Raw genomic sequence first — 16,108 nt, 5'->3', positions numbered from 1 at the left:
CCGCATGGTGACCCGGCCTCCCTCCTCCGGTCCCGCGCCGCGCCGTGGCTGGCGCTGGGCGCTGCTCGGCATCGCGATCGGCGTGGTGCTGACGGTGCTGATGTTCGCGCCGGCGCGCTGGCTGTCGGCGGCGCTGTCGGGCTGGAGCCAGGGCCGGCTGGTGCTGGCCAACCCGCGCGGCACGGTCTGGAACGGCACGGCCGCCGTGGTGTTCGCCAGCGGTGCCGGCGGCGCCGAGGCGGTGTCGCTGCCCGGCCTGCTGCACTGGCGCATGCGTCCGGACTGGGGCGGCATCTCCGCCAGCCTCGACCTGCCCTGCTGCGCGGCCCAGCCGCTGCAGCTGCGCGCCAGCCCGCGCGCCGGCGGCGTGCTGCTCGAATGGCAGGACAGCCGCTCGCGCTGGCCCGCCAGCATGCTCACCGGCCTGGGCGCGCCCTGGAACACGCTCAAGCTCGACGGCGCGCTCGACCTCACCACCAAGGCCTTCGCGATGCAATGGGACGGCCCCGCGCTGCGCATCGCGGGCCAGGCCACGCTCGACGCCACCGACGTTTCCTCCAGCCTGTCGACCTTGCGTCCGATGGGCAGCTACCGGCTCACGCTCGAAGGCGGCAACCGCCCCACGCTGCTGCTCAGCACGCGCGAAGGCAGCCTCGAACTGAACGGCAGCGGCAGCTGGAACGGCACCACCTTCCGCTTCAACGGCGAAGCCAATGCCGCGCCCGGCCGCGAAGACGCACTTTCCAATTTGTTGAACATCATCGGACGGCGCGACAACGCGCGTTCGATCATCACCCTGGGTTGATCCTCATGATGAAGCCACTGTTTTCGACCGGCACCGTCGCGCTCGCGGTGCGCGTGCTGATCGCCGCCACGTTCCTGCAGGCCGCGCCCGCGGCCTTCGCGCAGGCCGGCGACGCGCCGCGCCGCGGCGAGCCGATCACGCTCAACTTCGCCAATGCCGACATCGAGGCCGTGGCCCGCACCATGGCCGTGGTCACGGGCCGCGACGTGGTGGTCGATCCGCGCGTCAAGGGCACCATGAACCTCGTCACCGACCGCGCCATCCAGCCGGCGGCGGCGTTCAACCAGTTCGCCTCGGCGCTGCGCCTGCAGGGCTTCGCGGTGGTGGAGGCCGACGGCCTCTACAAGGTGGTGCCCGAGGCCGACGCCAAGCTGCAGAGCAGCGCCGTCAACACCTCCATCGGCGCCGTCTCGTCCAGCGGCAGCAACCAGATCGTCACGCAGATCTTCCGGCTCAACTACGAGTCGCCGAACAGCCTGCTGCCGGTGCTGCGTCCGCTGATCCCGCCGAACAACACCATCAACGTGAATCCGGGCAACAACTCGCTCGTGATCACCGACTACGCCGACAACATGCGCCGGCTGGCCCGCATCATCGCGTCGCTCGACGTGCCGAATGCGTCCGACGTCGAGGTCATCCAGCTCAAGCACTCGGTCGCCACCGACATGGTGCCGCTGCTCACGCGGCTGGTCGACGGCAGCGGCTCGGGCGCACCGGGCGCGGCCGCCGCCCCGGGTGCCGCCGATGCATCGTTCCGCACCACGCTGCTGGCCGATCCGCGCAGCAATGCGCTGATCCTTCGCGCCGCCAACCCGGCGCGCGTGCAGCTGGTGCGCACGCTGGTCGAGAAGCTCGACCGGCCCGCCGCCGAAAGCAGCAACGGCGCGGCCGGCAACATCTACGTGGTCTATCTGAAGAACGCCGATGCGGTGCGCCTCGCGGCCACGCTGCGCGCGGCCATGGCCGCCAACCAGCAGTCCGGCACCCCGGGTCAGCCCGGCGCGACGGGCGGCAGCTCGGTGCCGCAGCAGAGCGCGCCGCAGGCCATGCAGGTGAACCTGAACAGCGGCGGCGGCCAGAACGGCAGCTCGCCCGCCGCCAGCGCACCGCTCAACAACGCCAACCAGCCCTCGACCGGCGGCCAGATCCAGGCCGATCCGTCGACCAATTCGCTCATCATCACCGCGCCCGAGCCGCAGTACCGCCAGATGCGCGCCGTGATCGACCGGCTCGACGGCCGCCGCGCGCAGGTCATGATCGAGGCGCTGATCGTCGAAGTGGGCGACACCGCCGCCGCGAAGTTCGGCGTGCAGTGGCAGAGCGCGCTGGGCAACAACGCCGTGCTCGGCACCAACTCGTCGGTGGCGGGTGCCAACCTGCTGACGCTGACGCAGGCGCTGGCCACCAAGAACCCGGCCAACCTCAACCTGACCTCGGGGCTGAACCTGGGCATTGCCGGCAAGATCGGCGGCCAGTACATCCTGGGCGCGATTGCCAGCTTCTTCGACAGCGACAAGGACTCCAACGTGCTGTCCAAGCCCAACCTGCTGACGCTGGACAACGAAGAGGCCAAGATCGTGATCGGCCAGAACGTGCCCTTCGTCACCGGCCAGTACGCGAGCACCTCGGGCTCCGTGGGCGTCAACCCGTTCACCACCGTCGAGCGCAAGGACGTCGGCCTGACGCTGCGCGTGCGCCCGACCATCAACGAGAACGGCACGGTGAAGCTGACGATCTTCCAGGAGACCTCCACGGTCGACCCGAACACCGTCAACAACCCGAACGGCCCCACCACCAGCAAGCGCTCGATCGAATCGAGCGTGCTGGTGGAAGACGGCGGCCTCGTCATGCTCGGCGGCCTGCTGTCGGACACCTACAACAACACGGTCGAGAAGGTGCCGGTGGCCGGCGACATTCCCGTGCTCGGCAACCTGTTCAAGAGCCAGGCGCGCACGCGCGAGAAGCTCAACCTCATGATGTTCCTGCGCCCGGCGGTGATGCGCGATGCCGTTTCCACCGAGGCCTTCGCCTACGACCGCTACGACGAGATCCGCGGCATGCAGCAGCGCTCGCAGCCCGACACCTCCAACGTGATGCTGCGCGGCGTCGACGGCGCGAACGTGCTGCCCGAGCTTGCCCCGCCGGCGCGCGCGGCGGAGCCGCCCCGGCGCGTCGAGTCGCGCATCGAAGGCACCCAGCTCATTCCGCCGCCGCGCCCGGCTGCGGACAACCGCCGGCTGGCTCCGAGCCCGCTGCGCGGCACGCTGCCGCCCACGGCCGACCCCGCCACGGCGCGCGAACTGCCCTGATGCCTCTACCATTCCCCGTCGCCAAGCCAAGAACGCACACGCCCCGCTGATCCCGCCCATGCGCTATCCCCTGCCCTACGCGTTCGCACGCAGCCAGCAACTCCTGCTCGAGGAGACCGACGACGGCAGCTACACGCTGTGGATGTCGAGCCATCCGGCGCGCAGCGCGGTCGGCGAGGTCTCGCGCAAGTACGGCGTGCGGACCTTCGAGGTGCTGGCCGACGGCCCGCTGGCGCAGCGCATCAGCGCGGCCTATGCGCAGGGCGAGTCGAGCGCGGCCGCGGTGGTGAGCGAGGTGCAGAACGAAGCCGACCTCTCCCGCATGATGCAGGAGCTGCCCGCGGTCGAAGACCTGCTGGCCAGCGCCGGCGACGCGCCCATCATCCGCATGCTGAACGCGCTGCTCACGCAGGCCGCGCGCGACGGCGCCAGCGACATCCACATCGAGCCCTACGAGCGCACGTCGTCCGTGCGCTTTCGCATCGACGGCACGCTGCGCGAGGTGGTGCAGCCCAACCGCGCGCTGCACGCCGCGCTGATCTCGCGCCTGAAGATCATGGCCGACCTCGACATCTCCGAGAAGCGGCTGCCGCAGGACGGGCGCATCAGCTTGCGCATCGGCACGCGCGCGGTCGACGTGCGGGTGTCGACGCTGCCCAGCGCCCACGGCGAACGCGCCGTGCTGCGCCTGCTGGACAAGAGCGAATCGAAGCTCACGCTCGAGTCGGTCGGCATGCAGGGCGACACGCTGGAGCGCTTCGAGAAGCTCATCGCGCAGCCGCACGGCATCATCCTGGTGACCGGGCCCACGGGCTCGGGCAAGACCACCACGCTGTACGCCGCGCTGGCCCGGCTGGACGCGAGCCGCAGCAACATCATGACGGTGGAAGACCCCATCGAATACGAGCTGCCGGGCGTGGGCCAGACGCAGATCAACGCCAAGATCGAACTCACCTTCGCGAAGGCCCTGCGCGCCATCCTGCGGCAGGACCCCGACGTGATCATGATCGGCGAAATCCGCGACTTCGAGACCGCGCAGATCGCCATCCAGGCCTCGCTCACGGGCCACCTGGTGCTGGCCACGCTGCACACGAATGATTCCGTCAGCGCCGTCACGCGCCTGACCGACATGGGCGTGGAGCCCTTCCTGCTGAGTTCGTCGCTGCTGGGCGTGCTCGCGCAGCGCCTCGTTCGCAAGGTGTGCACGGCATGCGCCGGCGCCGGCTGCGAAATCTGCGGCCAGACCGGCTACCAGGGCCGCACCGGCATCTTCGAGCTGCTGGTGGCGGACGAGACCGTGCAAGGGCTGATCCACGGCAAGGCCGCCGAAAGCGAACTGCTGCAGGCCGGCGCGCGCGGCGGACTGCGCCTGATGCGCGAAGACGGCGAGCGGCTGGTGCAGGCCGGCATCACATCGCGCGCCGAACTGCTGCGCGTCACGCGCGACTGACCAGCGCCCCGGCCGCCCCATGCCCGCCTATTCCTTCGAAGCCATCGATGCCAGCGGCCAGTCGCGCGAAGGCGTGCTGGAAGCCGACACCGCCCGCAGCGCGCGCAGCCTGCTGCGGGCGCAGGCGCTCATACCGCTGTCGGTCAAGCCGGTCGGCAGCGACCACGTCAACGGCACCGGCCAGCGCAGCGGCATGTCGCGCTGGCTCGGCGGCGGCAAGCGGGTCTTCAACTCCACCGGCCTCGCCGTGTGGACGCGCCAGCTCGCGGGCCTCGTGTCGTCCGGCCTGCCGCTGGAACGCGCGCTCACCGCGCTCACCGACGAAGCCGAATCGGAGCCGCAGCGCAACCTCGTCGCCTCGCTGCGCGCGGAAGTCAACGCGGGCTCGCCGTTCGCGCGGGCGCTGTCGGCGCATTCGCGCGAGTTCTCGCCCATCTACACGGCGGTGATCGGCGCCGGCGAGCAGAGCGGCAACCTCGGCCTGGTGCTCGACCGCCTGGCCGACGACCTCGAGGAGCGCCAGGCGCTGCAGCAGAAGCTGATCGGCGCGGCGCTTTATCCGGCCATCGTCACGCTGGTGGCGATCGTGATCGTGATCTTCCTCGTGAGCTACGTGGTGCCGCAGGTGGCGCAGGTGTTCGCGGGCACCAAGCGCTCGCTGCCGTTCCTCACCACGGTGATGCTGTCGCTGAGCGCGGGCGTGCGCAACTACGGCTGGTGGATGCTCGGTGCCGTCGTTATTGGTGCCGTCGGCATGCGGATGGCGCTGGCGCAGGAAGCCTTCCGCCTCAAGTTCGACGCGGCCTGGCTCAGGCTGCCGCTGGTGGGCAAGCTCGCGCGCGGCTACAACGCGGCGCGCTTCGCGAGCACGCTGGCCATGCTGGCCACGGCCGGCGTGCCCATTCTTCGCGCACTGCAGGCCGCCTCCGAAACGCTGGGCAACCGCGCGATGCGCGCCGACGCGCTCGACGCGCTGGTGCTGGTGCGCGAAGGCGCGCCGCTGGCCTCGGCGCTCGCGCAGAAAAAGCGCTTTCCGGGCCTGGTGTCGATGTTCGCGCGCCTGGGCGAGCAGACCGGCACCCTGCCGCTGATGCTGCAGCGCGCGGCCAACCAGCTCGGCGCCGAAGTGCAGCGCCGCGCGATGCACCTGGCCACCATCCTCGAACCGCTCCTGATCGTGGCGATGGGCGGCGTGGTCATGCTGATCGTGCTGGCCGTGATGCTTCCCATCATCCAGCTGAACCAGTTCGTCAAGTGACGGCCACCGCCAGGCAGGACGCAACATGCCCGTAACCCTCGAAGACAAGCTCGTGGTCGCGATCTCCTCGCGCGCCCTGTTCAACCTCGAAGAAGAAAACACGATCTTCGAGTCGGGGGACAACGAGGGCTACATGAAGCTGCAGCTCGACCGCATCGACGTGCCGGCCGCGCCCGGCATCGCGTATTCGCTGATCCGCAAGCTGCTGCGCTTCAACGACGACGGCGTGCAGCGCGTGGAGGTGGTGATCCTCTCGCGCAACGACCCGGTGTCGGGCATGCGCATCTTCAGGTCGAGCGCTGCCGCCGACATCAAGCTGCAGCGCGGCGTGTTCACGCAGGGCCGCCCGCCCTTCGGCTACCTGCGCCCGCTGCGCGCCCACCTGTTCCTGTCGGTCAACGCGCAGGACGTGCGCGAGGCGCTCAATGCCGGCTTTCCGGCCGCGCGCGTGCTGGTCGAATCGGTGAAAGCCAGCGACGCATGGCCGAACGAAGTGCGCATTGCCTTCGACGGCGACGCCGTGCTGTTCTCCGACGAGGCCGAGCGCGTGTTCCAGGCCGAGGGCCTCGACGCCTTCCAGGCGCACGAACTCAGCAAGGCCGACCTGCCGCTGCCCGAAGGCCCTTTCAAGCCGCTGCTGATGGCGCTGCACAGGCTGCAGATGGCCGGCAATGCGCAGATGCGCATCCGCACCGCGCTGGTCACCGCGCGCAGCGCCCCGGCGCACGAGCGCGCCATCCGCACGCTGATGAAGTGGAACATCCGCGTCGACGAGGCCATGTTCCTCGGCGGCCTGCCCAAGGGCGAGTTCCTGCGCGAGTTCGAGCCCGACTTCTTCTTCGACGACCAGACGGGGCACGTCGACGCGGCCTCGCGGCATGTGCCTGCCGGGCACGTGAGCAGCGGCATCAGCAACGAGCCCTGAACCGAGCACCCGGCCCCGTGCTTGCCCCCGCTGCTGACCGGGGCAAGAATGCCGGCATGCTGATCCTCCGACACGCCGACATCCTGGTCACCATGGACGCCGCGCGGCGCGAAATCGCCGACGGCGCCGTGGTGTGCGACGGCCCCGCCATAGCCTGGACGGGTCCCACCGCCGACTTGCCCATCGCATATCACGAAGCCCTGCGCGACGGTCGCGCCGAGGCCATCGACATGCGCGGCCACGTGGTGATGCCGGGCCTGGTCAACACGCACCACCACATGTACCAGAGCCTCACACGCGCCGTGCCCGAGGCGCAGGATGCCGAGCTGTTCGGCTGGCTCACCAACCTGTACCTGCTGTGGGCGCGCATCACGCCCGAGATGATCCGCGTGTCGACGCAGACCGCGATGGCCGAGCTGATGCTCTCTGGCTGCACCACCACCAGCGACCATCTCTACCTGTTTCCCAACGGCTCGCGGCTCGACGATTCGATCGAGGCGGCCGACGCCATGGGCATGCGCTTCCACGCGGCGCGCGGCAGCATGAGCGTGGGCCGCAGTGCAGGCGGCCTGCCGCCCGACGAGGTGGTGGAGACCGAGGAAGCCATCCTGCGCGACAGCGAACGCCTCATCGGCCGCTGGCACGACGCCTCGCGCCATTCGATGCGCCGCATCGTGCTGGCGCCCTGCTCGCCGTTCTCGGTGTCGCGCGACCTGATGCGCCTGTCGGCAGAGCTGGCACGCGAGCGCGGCGTGTCGCTGCACACGCACCTGGCCGAGAACGACAACGACGTCGCCTACTCGCGCGAGAAGTTCGGCATGACGCCGGCCGACTACGCCGAAGACCTGGGCTGGGTCGGCCGCGACGTGTGGCACGCGCACTGCGTGAAGCTCGACGAAGCCGGCATCGCGCTGTTCGGCCGCACCGGCACCGGCGTGGCGCACTGCCCCTGCTCCAACATGCGGCTGGCCTCGGGCATCGCGCCCATCGGTGCGATGCGCCGCGCAGGCGTGCCGGTGGGGCTGGGCGTGGACGGCAGCGCGTCGAACGACGGCGCGCACATGCTGGGCGAGGCGCGGCAGGCGATGCTGCTGCAGCGCGTGGGCCACGGCCCGGCGGCGATGACGGCGCGCGAAGCGCTGGAGATCGCCACGCTCGGCGGCGCTCAGGTGCTGGGGCGCGACGACATCGGCTCGCTCGCACCCGGCATGTCGGCCGACATCGTGGCCTTCGACATGCGCGGCGTCGCGCACGCGGGCGCGGGGCACGACCCGGTGGCGGCGCTGGTGTTCTGCACGCCGGCATCGGTGTCGCTGAGCGTGATCGGCGGCGCTGTGCGCATCCGCGGCGGCGAGTTCACCGGGCTGGAACTGGCGCCGCTGCTGGCAAGGCACCGCGATCTCGCGCGCACGCTGTACGAGGCCGCGCGGCACCCGCACACCGCCTGAGCCGTGCGGCGTTCAGCGCCGCATCGTGTCGAGCTGCGTGACGGGGGCGCTGTCGTTGCCCCATGAACCACGGATGTAGGTGAGCACCGCCGCCACTTCGGCGGCATCGAGCGTCTGGCCGAACGGCGGCATGCCGTAGGGGCGCGGGTTGCCCGCCGTGGTGGGCAGGAAGCCGCCGTGCGCGATGACCTGCATCAGGTTGGTCGGCCGCGCCATGTTCACGGCGCGGTTGCCCGCAAGCGGCGGGTAGGCGCCGATGGCACCCTGGCCCTGGTCGCCGTGGCAGTAGGCGCAACGCTGGTCGTAGATCTTCGCGCCGCGCGCCATCGTGCCGGCATCGCGGCGGATGGGCGCCTTGGGGCCGGTGGACGCGGCCGGCGTGGCGGCCGTGTCGGGCAGGTCTTTCAGGTAACTGGCCATTGCGCCCAGGTCCGCATCGCTCAGGTATTGCGTGCTGCGGAACACCACGTCGGCCATCGGGCCCATGACCGAGCCGCGCGGCGCAACTCCGGTCTTGAGCAGCGCGACGACGTCGGCGCTCGGCCAGTCGGCCACGCCGGCTTCGTGCGGATCGGTGAGCGACGGGGCGTACCAGTTTTCCACCGCGATCAGCCCGCCCGACAGGCCGCGCTTGGTTTCGGTGGCGCCCAGCGAATTGCGGCTGCCGTGGCAGGCGATGCAATGGCCCAGCCCGTCGACCAGGTAGGCGCCGCGGTTCCACTCGGCCGGCTTGCCGGCATTGGCGACGAAGGGCTCAGGCTTGAAAGAGAGCGCACGCCACACGGCCAGCGCGGCCTGCGTGTCGTATGGAAAGCGCAGCCGGTGCTCGCGGTTCTGCTCCGACGCCGGCGCCAGGCTGCGCAGGTAGGCGTAGATGGCGTCCGAATCCTCGCGCGTCACCTTGGTGAAGTTCGGATACGGAAATGCCGGGTACAGCAGGCGCCCGTCCTTGCTGCGCCCGTTGTGCATCGCGCGCCAGAAATGCGCACTGCTCCAGCTGCCGATGCCGGTCTGCGCATCGGGCGTCAGGTTGCTCGAATAGATGGTGCCGAAAGGCGTCTCGATGGGCAGGCCGCCCGCATAGGGCCGGCCGCCGCGCGTGGTGTGGCAGCCCGCGCAATTGCCGGCCAAGGCGAGGTAGCGGCCGCGCTCGACCAGCTGCGGCGTGGCGTTGAAGCTCTCGGCCTGCGCGGGCAGCGCGTCCTCGCCGCGCAGGTTCATTGCCACCAGGACGCCGGAGACCAGCGCCAGCAGCACGATCAGCGCCAGCAACACCCAGACGGTGCGCCGCAGCAGGCTCATGGGTGCTTCTTTCGTCACTTCGCGGTACCGCCGCAGGCGATCGGCATCGGTGCCGGCAGCGACGCAACGGCCTTGGTGTTGGCCGGCATCGGCTGCGTTGCCAGCCAGCTCGCCACCGCGTTGACGTCCGAGGTCCACATGCGGCGGCCGACTTCGGCCATGCAGTCGGGCGCGATGGCATGCCGCTCGTTCGTGAGCCAGGCGCCGAGCTGCGACGCCACATAGAGCCGAGGCAGCCCCAGCAGGCCCGGGGTGGCGGGCTGCACGCCGGTCAGGGCCGCGCCGTGGCACTGCACGCAGGCCGGCAGCCGGCGCTCGGCATCGCCTTGCAGCGCGAGCACGCGGCCGCGCTCCAGCACTTCGGGCTTGGCGTCGCTGACTGGCGAGATCGGCGGATAGGGCAAATCGAGCCCGGCAAAGTATTCGGCAATCTCGCGCAGGTAGGCGTCGGACATGTGCTGCACCATGTACGCCATGTCGCTGTTGGAGCGCCGCCCGTCGCGGAAGCTCACGAGCTGGTTGAAGAGGTAGCCGGCCGGCTTGCCCGCCAGGCGCGGAAAGTAGCCGGCATTGGTGGTCGCGCCTTCGCGGCCGTGGCAGGCGATGCATGCGGCCACGCGCTGCTCGATGGTGTCGGGCACGGCGGCGGGCGTCGCGGCACCTGCAGTCCCGGCCAGGCCGGACACCACAAGCAGCAGCGCGGTCGCGGCGAATCGGAGGCCGGCCTTCATGCGCCGGCTGCGAAGTGCGCCAGGGCCAGCAGCCCGGCGATCAACAGCAGCACCAGGACCAGCGCCACGCCGATGAGCGGCAGGATGCCGACCTGCGCGGTCCGCTTGTCGGCATCGGCACGGCGGCCGCCCAGCCCGATGAAACTCCAGAGAACGGCGCGCACCGCGCCCAACAGATTCGACATGAGGACTAGTGTGGCCCCGCCGGGCCAAAAAGAACAGATGCAGATTCGCCTCAATTGACCGGTGCAGATGAAGTGCTGCCCCGCAACGGCATGCGCTCAGCGAGCGGGCAATGCAAACACTCGGCAGCCTGATCGCCGAAGCGTCCTGAACAGCAGGAAGGACGCGATGCTCACGTTCACCAGGTTCCAGCCGATGCCGTTCAGGAAGGCCGCGTGGTAGCTGCCCGTGAGGTCGAACACCTTGCCCGACATCCAGCCGCCCAGCGCCATGCCGAACAGCGTGAACATCAGCACCGTGCCCACGCGCGCGCCCGCTTCCGCCGGCGGAAAGTGCTCGCGCACGATGATCGCGTACGAAGGCACGATGCCGCCCTGGAACAGCCCGAACAGCGCGGAGATCACATAGAGCGGCACCAGCGCGTCGAAAGGCAGGAACAGCAGCAGCGCCACGCACTGCAGCACGCCGCCCAGCAGCAAGGTGCGCAGCCCGCCGATGCGGTCGCAGATGGCGCCCGACACCAGCCGGCTCACGATGCCGAAGCCCAGCATCAGCGACAGCATCATCGCGCCCTGCGCCGGACCGTAGCCGAGGTCGCCGCAGTAGGCCACGATGTGCACCTGCGGCATCGCCATCGCCACGCAGCACGCCACGCCGGCCACGCACAGCAGGCCCTGCGCCGTGCCCATGCTCAGGCCGAAGGGCCCTGCCGGGTCTCGCGGGAGTGCCGTTCTCGATGCACTGACCTCGGCAGGCGCCTGCGCAAGCGCCGGCGGCCGCGCACGGAAGCACAGCGCCAGCAGCGCCATCGTGATTCCGCAGAAGACGCCCATGCCGATGTATGTCTGGCGCCAGCCCACCAGCTCGACGAAATGCTGCGCGATCGGTGGCCACACCGCGCCCGCCAGGTAGTTGCCGCTCGCGCACACCGCGACCGCGATGCCGCGCCGCTTGACGAACCACAGCGAGGTGTCTGCCACCAGCGGCGCGAAAGCCACCGAACTGCCGAGCAGCCCCACCAGCAGCGCCTGTGCGACGGTGAACGATACGATGCCGCCCGACATGCCGGTCGCGATGTACCCCGCGCCCAGGAACACCGAGCCGAACAGCAGCGGCCACATCACGCCGACGCGGTCGGCCAGCTTGCCCATCAGCACGCCACCGAGGCCGAAGCCCAGCATCAGCAATGTGTAGGGAAGCGAAGCATCGGCGCGGGCGATGCCGAATTCGGCCTGCACCGCGGGCAGCATGACCGACACCACGTACATGCCGCTGCTGCCGACCGTCATGATCAGCAGCGTGAGTCCCAGGCGCAGCATGGCGTAGCGCGAATCCGCCTGGTGGGCGGTTGTCTCTCGGGTCGTCGTCATTGTTCTTCTCCGCGCCGGGAAGGGCCAGCGCATGCCGCGTGGCATTCTCGCGGAAGACAGCCGCAGGCCTGGTGCTGCACTGCAACGTCTGACGCGCGCAGCGTCCGCGCCGAAGGCGCCGCAACCGCCTGCCTGCGGGGGTCAGCCTTCGGCCAGCACCGGCACCGCGACACTCACGGAAGCCTTCGGCACCGGCACACCGGGCTTCGGCTTGTCGTCGCAGGCGCCCACGAGCAGGCCCAGACAGAACAGAAGAACAAAGGATGTGCTTCGCATGCGGGCCATGCTATGCCTGCCTCGCGGCGCGTCAAGTCGGACGCCGCCGCGTGCCGGGGCCGCGCGGCTTCGATCAGGCCGTGGGGCGCTCGCCGCGCTGCAGCCGCTGCTCGATGTACTCGAGCACCTTCGGCAGGTCGGCCACGCTGTCGATCACGTAGTGCGCACCGGCGGCCTCGAGTTCGGCGGTGGCGCGCGTGCGGCGCTCCTGCTGCTGCGCTTCGTCGAGCGCCTGCCACTCGGCCAGCGTGAGACCGTTGGCGTTGCCGCTGATGGCCACGCCCACGGCCCAGGTGCCCGCGTTCAGCCCTTCCTGCAGGCCGACGCCGGTGTCGTCCACCTTCACGACCGTGTGCGGCGGCCACACGCCGAGGTCGGCGAAGCAGCGGTACATCATGAGCGGCGACGGGCGGCCTTCGGCGAGGTCGCCGCCGCACACCAGGTTGTCGGGCGCATAGCCGCCGGCCGCGGCGATGGGCACCACCACTTCCATGATCGGTCGGTTGTAGCCGGTGGTGGAACCGATCTTCAGGCCACGCTGGCGTGCCACGTTCACCGCTTCGACCGCGCCCGGAATGAAGGTGGCGTGGTCGCGCGCGCTGGCTGCGCTCATCGGCGTGAAGATTTCGTAGAGCCTGTCGACGTCGGCATCGCTGAAAGCGTGGCCTTGCCTGGCTTCCCACTGGGCGGCGATGCGCGGCAGCGTGCCGAGCGCCTTGATGTGGTCCCACTTGGCCACGCCCATCGGGCCGCGCGCCTCGGCGATGGTGATGTCCACGCCGAACTGTTCGAACAGCTTCACGAAGGCGCCCATGGGCGCGCAGGAGCCGAAGTCGAGGATGGTGCCGGCCCAATCGAAGACGACGGCCTGGAGCTGGGAATGGTTGTGGGCGTTCATGGCTGCAAGGACAGGAAGAATGGGAACGGAGGCAAGCGCGGCGGGCGCATCACCATTGCTCGAAGACGTCGTGCGCAATGCCGAAGGCGGTGCTGGCGCCGCTGCCGCTGGTGACGATCACCACGCGCGTGGCGTCGTCGGGCGCGTCGATCACGCAGGGCGTGGTCTTCGACGAGGGGTACACGCCGGTCCAGCGCTCGGTGACCCGCGCGGTCTCGAGGTTGAGCGTGCTGCGCAGATGGCGCAGGATGAGCTGGTCGACCTCTTCCATCGCGAAGGGCTCGGGCGCGTCGCCATAGTGATGCGAGTCGCCCACCACCAGCGAGCCGTCGGCGCTCTGTACCACGATCAGGTGGATGCCGTGTTCCAGCGAAGCGGCCTCCTCCTGCTGCAGGCGGGCACGCAGCGCAGCGGCTTCGGGCAGCGTGCTGTAGCCCTCGTAGCGCACCAGGCTCAGATCCGTCATCACCGAGCCCGGCAGCTGGAAGCCCGCCTCGGGCTTCACGCGCAGCATCTGCAGGCGGCACAGCGTGAGTTCGTGCGCGGCCATGCGATCGGCAAAGAGGCCGTGAAGATCGGTGTTGGTGCAGACAGCCACGCGCTCGGCATGCAGCGTGCCGCGCGAGGTGCGCACGCGCGGCGCCTGCACCTCGAGCACCGCTTCGCCGAAGCGGAACGTCACGCCGTGCGCTTCGGCCAGCCAGCGGGCGAGCAGACCGATGGCGGTGCGCGATTCCACGCGCAGCTCATGCGGGCTGAACAGCACCGAGCATGCGTCCGACAGGTTCAGCGCCGGTGCCTTGGCTTGCGCATCGGCGGCGTCGAGCAGCTCGCAGGCTTCGCCCATCGGCGTGCGCATGAAGGCTTCGAGCACGTCGTGCGCCTCGGGCCGGCAGGCCGCGAGCCAGAGGTTGCGGTGCACGATGTCGATGCCCGCACAGGGCGCGATGCGCTGCCACACGTCGCGTGCGTGCATGGCGCGGCGCCAGGTGTCGCCGGGCGCCTGCCCGGTGATGGTGATGAAGCCGAAGTTGCGGATCGAGGCGCCGATGCAGGCCGCGTCGCGCTCCACCACGCAGACCTTGAGGCCGCGCTGCGCGGCGGTGTAGGCATGGGCCAGGCCGACGATGCCGGCGCCGACCACGACGAGGTCGAAATGATCGGGATGATGGGCTTGGGTACCGGGCATTACCGGTGCCTCCAGTTCTGGGTGCGCTTGAGCACCCAATGCCCCGCCAGCGCGAACACCCCGCGGCCGATGGCGGCCGTGAGCATGATCAGCGAGGCCATGGCCGCGGCGGGCGCGACGTCGCCGGCATCGTCCATGTTGAGCACGGCAATCGCGGCCAGCGAGGTCTGCGGCGAATAGAGGAACACGACGGCCGACACGGTCGTCATCGCGTTGACGAAGAAATAGCCGCCCACGTTGAGCACGGTGGGCAGCGCCACCGGCAGGTGCACGCGCCACAGCGTGCGCCAGAACGGCACACCCATCGACTCGGACACCAACTCGTACTCGCGGTCGAGCTGGCGCAGCGCGGTGAGCGACGTGAGGTGCGCCACCGAGAAGAAGTGCGCCACGGTGCACACCACCAGGATGGTCATGCTGCCGTAGATGGCGCGCAGCGGGTTCGAAGGCGAGATGAAGAAGAAGATGTAGCCCACGCCCAGCACCAGCCCGGGCACCGCCAGCGGCAGGTTGGCCAGCAGGTTGAGCAGTTCGCGCAGCAGGCCGAAGTGGCGCGGCTTCTCGACCAGGTAGGCCGAGATGAAGGTGATGAACGCGCCCGCGACGGCGGCGCACACGGCCAGCCGCAGCGAATTGAAGTAGCTGCCCCAACCGCCGCCGTCCATGTTGCTGAAGTCGTAGTTCTTGAACGAAGGCGCCAGGTTGTAGGGCCAGTAGGTGGCCAGCGACGCGAACACCGCCATGCCGATCATCACCAGGATGCCGCAGGCCGTGAGCACGCAGAAGGCCAGCAGCGCACGGTCGCGCGCCTTCACCGGCTCGGGCTGGTAGGGCGTGGCACGCGCCGACAGCGCCGCCGCCTGCTTGCCGCGCACATGCCGCTCGACCAGGAAAGACAGCACCGCCGGAATCAGCAGCACCAGGCCCACCACCGCGCCCATCTGGAAGTTCTGCTGCCCGACCACCTGCTTGTAGATGTCGGTCGCGAGCACGCCGGTCTGGCCGCCCACCACCTTCGGCACGCCGAAGTCGGTGATGACCAGCACGAACACCACCATCGCGGCCACGATCAGGCCATAGCGCGAGGACGGCAGCGTCACCGTGCGGAAGATGCGCCAGCGCGAGGCGCCCAGCGTCTGCGCGGCCTCGTAGAGCCGTCCGTCGGAGGTGGCCATGGCCGTGGTGAGGATCAGCAGCGCATGCGGCAGCGTCCAGAACACCGAGCCCAGCACGATGCCCAGCGGCCCATAGATCGACACGCCGCCCATCAGCCCCTTGAACAGGCCCTGGTTGCCGAACAGGTAGACCAGGCTGATGGCCGGCAGCAGCGACGGCGCCAGCAGCGGCACCAGCGCCACCGCGCGCAGCAGGCCCTTGGCCGGCATGCACGACAGCGTGAGGCCGTAGGCGTAGACGTAGGCGATGGCGGTGCAGATCACCGCGCTCAGGGCCGCGAGCCCCAGGCTGTTGAACGCCGACTGCACCAGCGCAGGGTTGTCGAGATAGCGCGCGAAGTTGGCCAGGCCGACGAAGGCCCCCGCGCGGTCGAAGAAGCTCTGGCCGACCAGCGCGCCGACCGGCAGCGCGACGATCACGACCAGCAGCAGCACGACCAGCAGAACGGCCGCGCCGGTGATCCAGCGTTCTCGATCGAACGCGCTTGCGTGCTTTGCCATGGGGGGCACCATGGCGATGGTGTCTGGGGAACTGTTCATGTCGGGTCGCGACGCTGTTGTTCGGGGCGCGCGCACAGGCCGCCGGGTACTCCCCTCCGCGAATGTCCCCCGGGGCTGCGCCCCTCCTCCTTTATTTCGCTGCGGGGAGCACCCGACGCCCTGCGCACGGGGCACGCCGCTGGTGCTCGGCCGATCAACCGGCGCTCTGTCCCACGATCACGCCGATGGGGTGCCTTGCGCAGCGAAATAAAGGAGGAGGCCGCAGGCCGGGGGACATTCGCGGAGCAA

The 16,108-nt window shown here is 69.9% G+C and carries 14 protein-coding genes; 6 read left to right on the top strand and 8 right to left on the bottom strand.

What is annotated here, in order from left to right; genetic code table 11:
• The first annotated feature begins 4 nt into the window (after nt 1-4).
• The 6 genes from gspN to WIX39_RS09450 are packed head-to-tail and all read left to right on the top strand — an operon-like array spanning nt 5 to nt 8,195.
• On the top strand, nt 5-805 hold the full coding sequence (gene gspN, locus WIX39_RS09475) for a type II secretion system protein N (protein WP_409194965.1): 801 nt from the start codon (nt 5-7) through the stop codon (nt 803-805).
• A 5-nt stretch (nt 806-810) separates the two neighbouring features.
• Nucleotides 811-3,114, top strand: a complete 2,304-nt coding sequence (gspD, locus tag WIX39_RS09470; protein WP_106935605.1) for a type II secretion system secretin GspD — start codon at nt 811-813, stop codon at nt 3,112-3,114.
• A gap of 58 nt (nt 3,115-3,172) precedes the next feature.
• Nucleotides 3,173-4,564, top strand: coding sequence for a GspE/PulE family protein (locus WIX39_RS09465; protein WP_409194964.1), 1,392 nt, complete (start codon nt 3,173-3,175; stop codon nt 4,562-4,564).
• A gap of 19 nt (nt 4,565-4,583) precedes the next feature.
• Nucleotides 4,584-5,822 (top strand): type II secretion system inner membrane protein GspF, encoded by a 1,239-nt coding sequence (gspF, locus tag WIX39_RS09460; RefSeq protein ID WP_409194963.1) that lies wholly within the window; start codon nt 4,584-4,586, stop codon nt 5,820-5,822.
• 25 nt (nt 5,823-5,847) lie between these two features.
• On the top strand, nt 5,848-6,747 hold the full coding sequence (locus tag WIX39_RS09455; RefSeq protein ID WP_081268526.1) for a 5'-nucleotidase: 900 nt from the start codon (nt 5,848-5,850) through the stop codon (nt 6,745-6,747).
• Between the two features lie 56 nt (nt 6,748-6,803).
• Entirely contained in the window at nt 6,804-8,195 is a 1,392-nt protein-coding gene (locus tag WIX39_RS09450) for an 8-oxoguanine deaminase (RefSeq protein WP_409194962.1), read from the top strand.
• Between the two features lie 12 nt (nt 8,196-8,207).
• Here the strand turns inward: WIX39_RS09450 and WIX39_RS09445 are convergent, their stop codons facing one another.
• The 8 genes from WIX39_RS09445 to WIX39_RS09410 all read right to left on the bottom strand — a co-directional run bounded on the left by WIX39_RS09445 (nt 8,208) and on the right by WIX39_RS09410 (nt 15,859).
• Nucleotides 8,208-9,497 carry a c-type cytochrome gene (locus WIX39_RS09445; protein ID WP_409194961.1) on the bottom strand — a complete coding sequence of 430 codons (1,290 nt, stop codon included), beginning with the start codon at nt 9,495-9,497 and terminating at the stop codon, nt 8,208-8,210.
• 14 nt (nt 9,498-9,511) lie between these two features.
• Nucleotides 9,512-10,228, bottom strand: coding sequence for a c-type cytochrome (locus tag WIX39_RS09440; protein ID WP_081268528.1), 717 nt, complete (start codon nt 10,226-10,228; stop codon nt 9,512-9,514).
• Complete coding sequence (locus tag WIX39_RS09435; protein WP_106935607.1) at nt 10,225-10,413, bottom strand: DUF2970 domain-containing protein; 189 nt, start codon at nt 10,411-10,413, stop codon at nt 10,225-10,227. The genes WIX39_RS09440 and WIX39_RS09435 overlap by 4 nt, the downstream gene beginning before the upstream one ends.
• 96 nt (nt 10,414-10,509) lie before the next feature.
• Nucleotides 10,510-11,781, bottom strand: a complete 1,272-nt coding sequence (locus tag WIX39_RS09430) for an MFS transporter (RefSeq protein ID WP_409194960.1) — start codon at nt 11,779-11,781, stop codon at nt 10,510-10,512.
• 141 nt (nt 11,782-11,922) lie between these two features.
• Nucleotides 11,923-12,057 carry a hypothetical protein gene (locus WIX39_RS09425; RefSeq protein WP_267898692.1) on the bottom strand — a complete coding sequence of 45 codons (135 nt, stop codon included), beginning with the start codon at nt 12,055-12,057 and terminating at the stop codon, nt 11,923-11,925.
• Between the two features lie 73 nt (nt 12,058-12,130).
• Complete coding sequence (gene phnX / locus WIX39_RS09420; protein WP_409194959.1) at nt 12,131-12,955, bottom strand: phosphonoacetaldehyde hydrolase; 825 nt, start codon at nt 12,953-12,955, stop codon at nt 12,131-12,133.
• A gap of 49 nt (nt 12,956-13,004) precedes the next feature.
• Nucleotides 13,005-14,144, bottom strand: coding sequence for a TIGR03364 family FAD-dependent oxidoreductase (locus WIX39_RS09415; protein ID WP_409194958.1), 1,140 nt, complete (start codon nt 14,142-14,144; stop codon nt 13,005-13,007).
• Nucleotides 14,144-15,859 (bottom strand): putative 2-aminoethylphosphonate ABC transporter permease subunit, encoded by a 1,716-nt coding sequence (locus tag WIX39_RS09410; RefSeq protein ID WP_409194957.1) that lies wholly within the window; start codon nt 15,857-15,859, stop codon nt 14,144-14,146. The genes WIX39_RS09415 and WIX39_RS09410 overlap by 1 nt, the downstream gene beginning before the upstream one ends.
• Nucleotides 15,860-16,108: the final 249 nt, after the last annotated feature.

It is taken from the genome of Variovorax sp. AB1(2024), assembly GCF_037482385.2.
Taxonomy (GTDB): domain Bacteria; phylum Pseudomonadota; class Gammaproteobacteria; order Burkholderiales; family Burkholderiaceae_C; genus Variovorax.
Note: the sequence above shows the minus strand (reverse complement) of the source record. Positions and strands in the feature narration are given on the sequence as shown.

Bases quoted from the DNA above. Each gene is read 5' to 3' on its own strand.
- WIX39_RS09440 (WP_081268528.1), bottom strand. From the start codon at position 10,228: ATGAAGGCCGGCCTCCGATTCGCCGCGACCGCGCTGCTGCTTGTGGTG.
- WIX39_RS09445 (WP_409194961.1), bottom strand. From the start codon at position 9,497: ATGAGCCTGCTGCGGCGCACCGTCTGGGTGTTGCTGGCGCTGATCGTG.
- WIX39_RS09410 (WP_409194957.1), bottom strand. From the start codon at position 15,859: ATGAACAGTTCCCCAGACACCATCGCCATGGTGCCCCCCATGGCAAAG.
- gspD (WP_106935605.1), top strand. From the start codon at position 811: ATGATGAAGCCACTGTTTTCGACCGGCACCGTCGCGCTCGCGGTGCGC.
- WIX39_RS09465 (WP_409194964.1), top strand. From the start codon at position 3,173: ATGCGCTATCCCCTGCCCTACGCGTTCGCACGCAGCCAGCAACTCCTG.
- WIX39_RS09450 (WP_409194962.1), top strand. From the start codon at position 6,804: ATGCTGATCCTCCGACACGCCGACATCCTGGTCACCATGGACGCCGCG.
- WIX39_RS09455 (WP_081268526.1), top strand. From the start codon at position 5,848: ATGCCCGTAACCCTCGAAGACAAGCTCGTGGTCGCGATCTCCTCGCGC.
- gspN (WP_409194965.1), top strand. From the start codon at position 5: ATGGTGACCCGGCCTCCCTCCTCCGGTCCCGCGCCGCGCCGTGGCTGG.
- WIX39_RS09415 (WP_409194958.1), bottom strand. From the start codon at position 14,144: ATGCCCGGTACCCAAGCCCATCATCCCGATCATTTCGACCTCGTCGTG.
- gspF (WP_409194963.1), top strand. From the start codon at position 4,584: ATGCCCGCCTATTCCTTCGAAGCCATCGATGCCAGCGGCCAGTCGCGC.
- WIX39_RS09425 (WP_267898692.1), bottom strand. From the start codon at position 12,057: ATGCGAAGCACATCCTTTGTTCTTCTGTTCTGTCTGGGCCTGCTCGTG.
- phnX (WP_409194959.1), bottom strand. From the start codon at position 12,955: ATGAACGCCCACAACCATTCCCAGCTCCAGGCCGTCGTCTTCGATTGG.
- WIX39_RS09430 (WP_409194960.1), bottom strand. From the start codon at position 11,781: ATGACGACGACCCGAGAGACAACCGCCCACCAGGCGGATTCGCGCTAC.
- WIX39_RS09435 (WP_106935607.1), bottom strand. From the start codon at position 10,413: ATGTCGAATCTGTTGGGCGCGGTGCGCGCCGTTCTCTGGAGTTTCATC.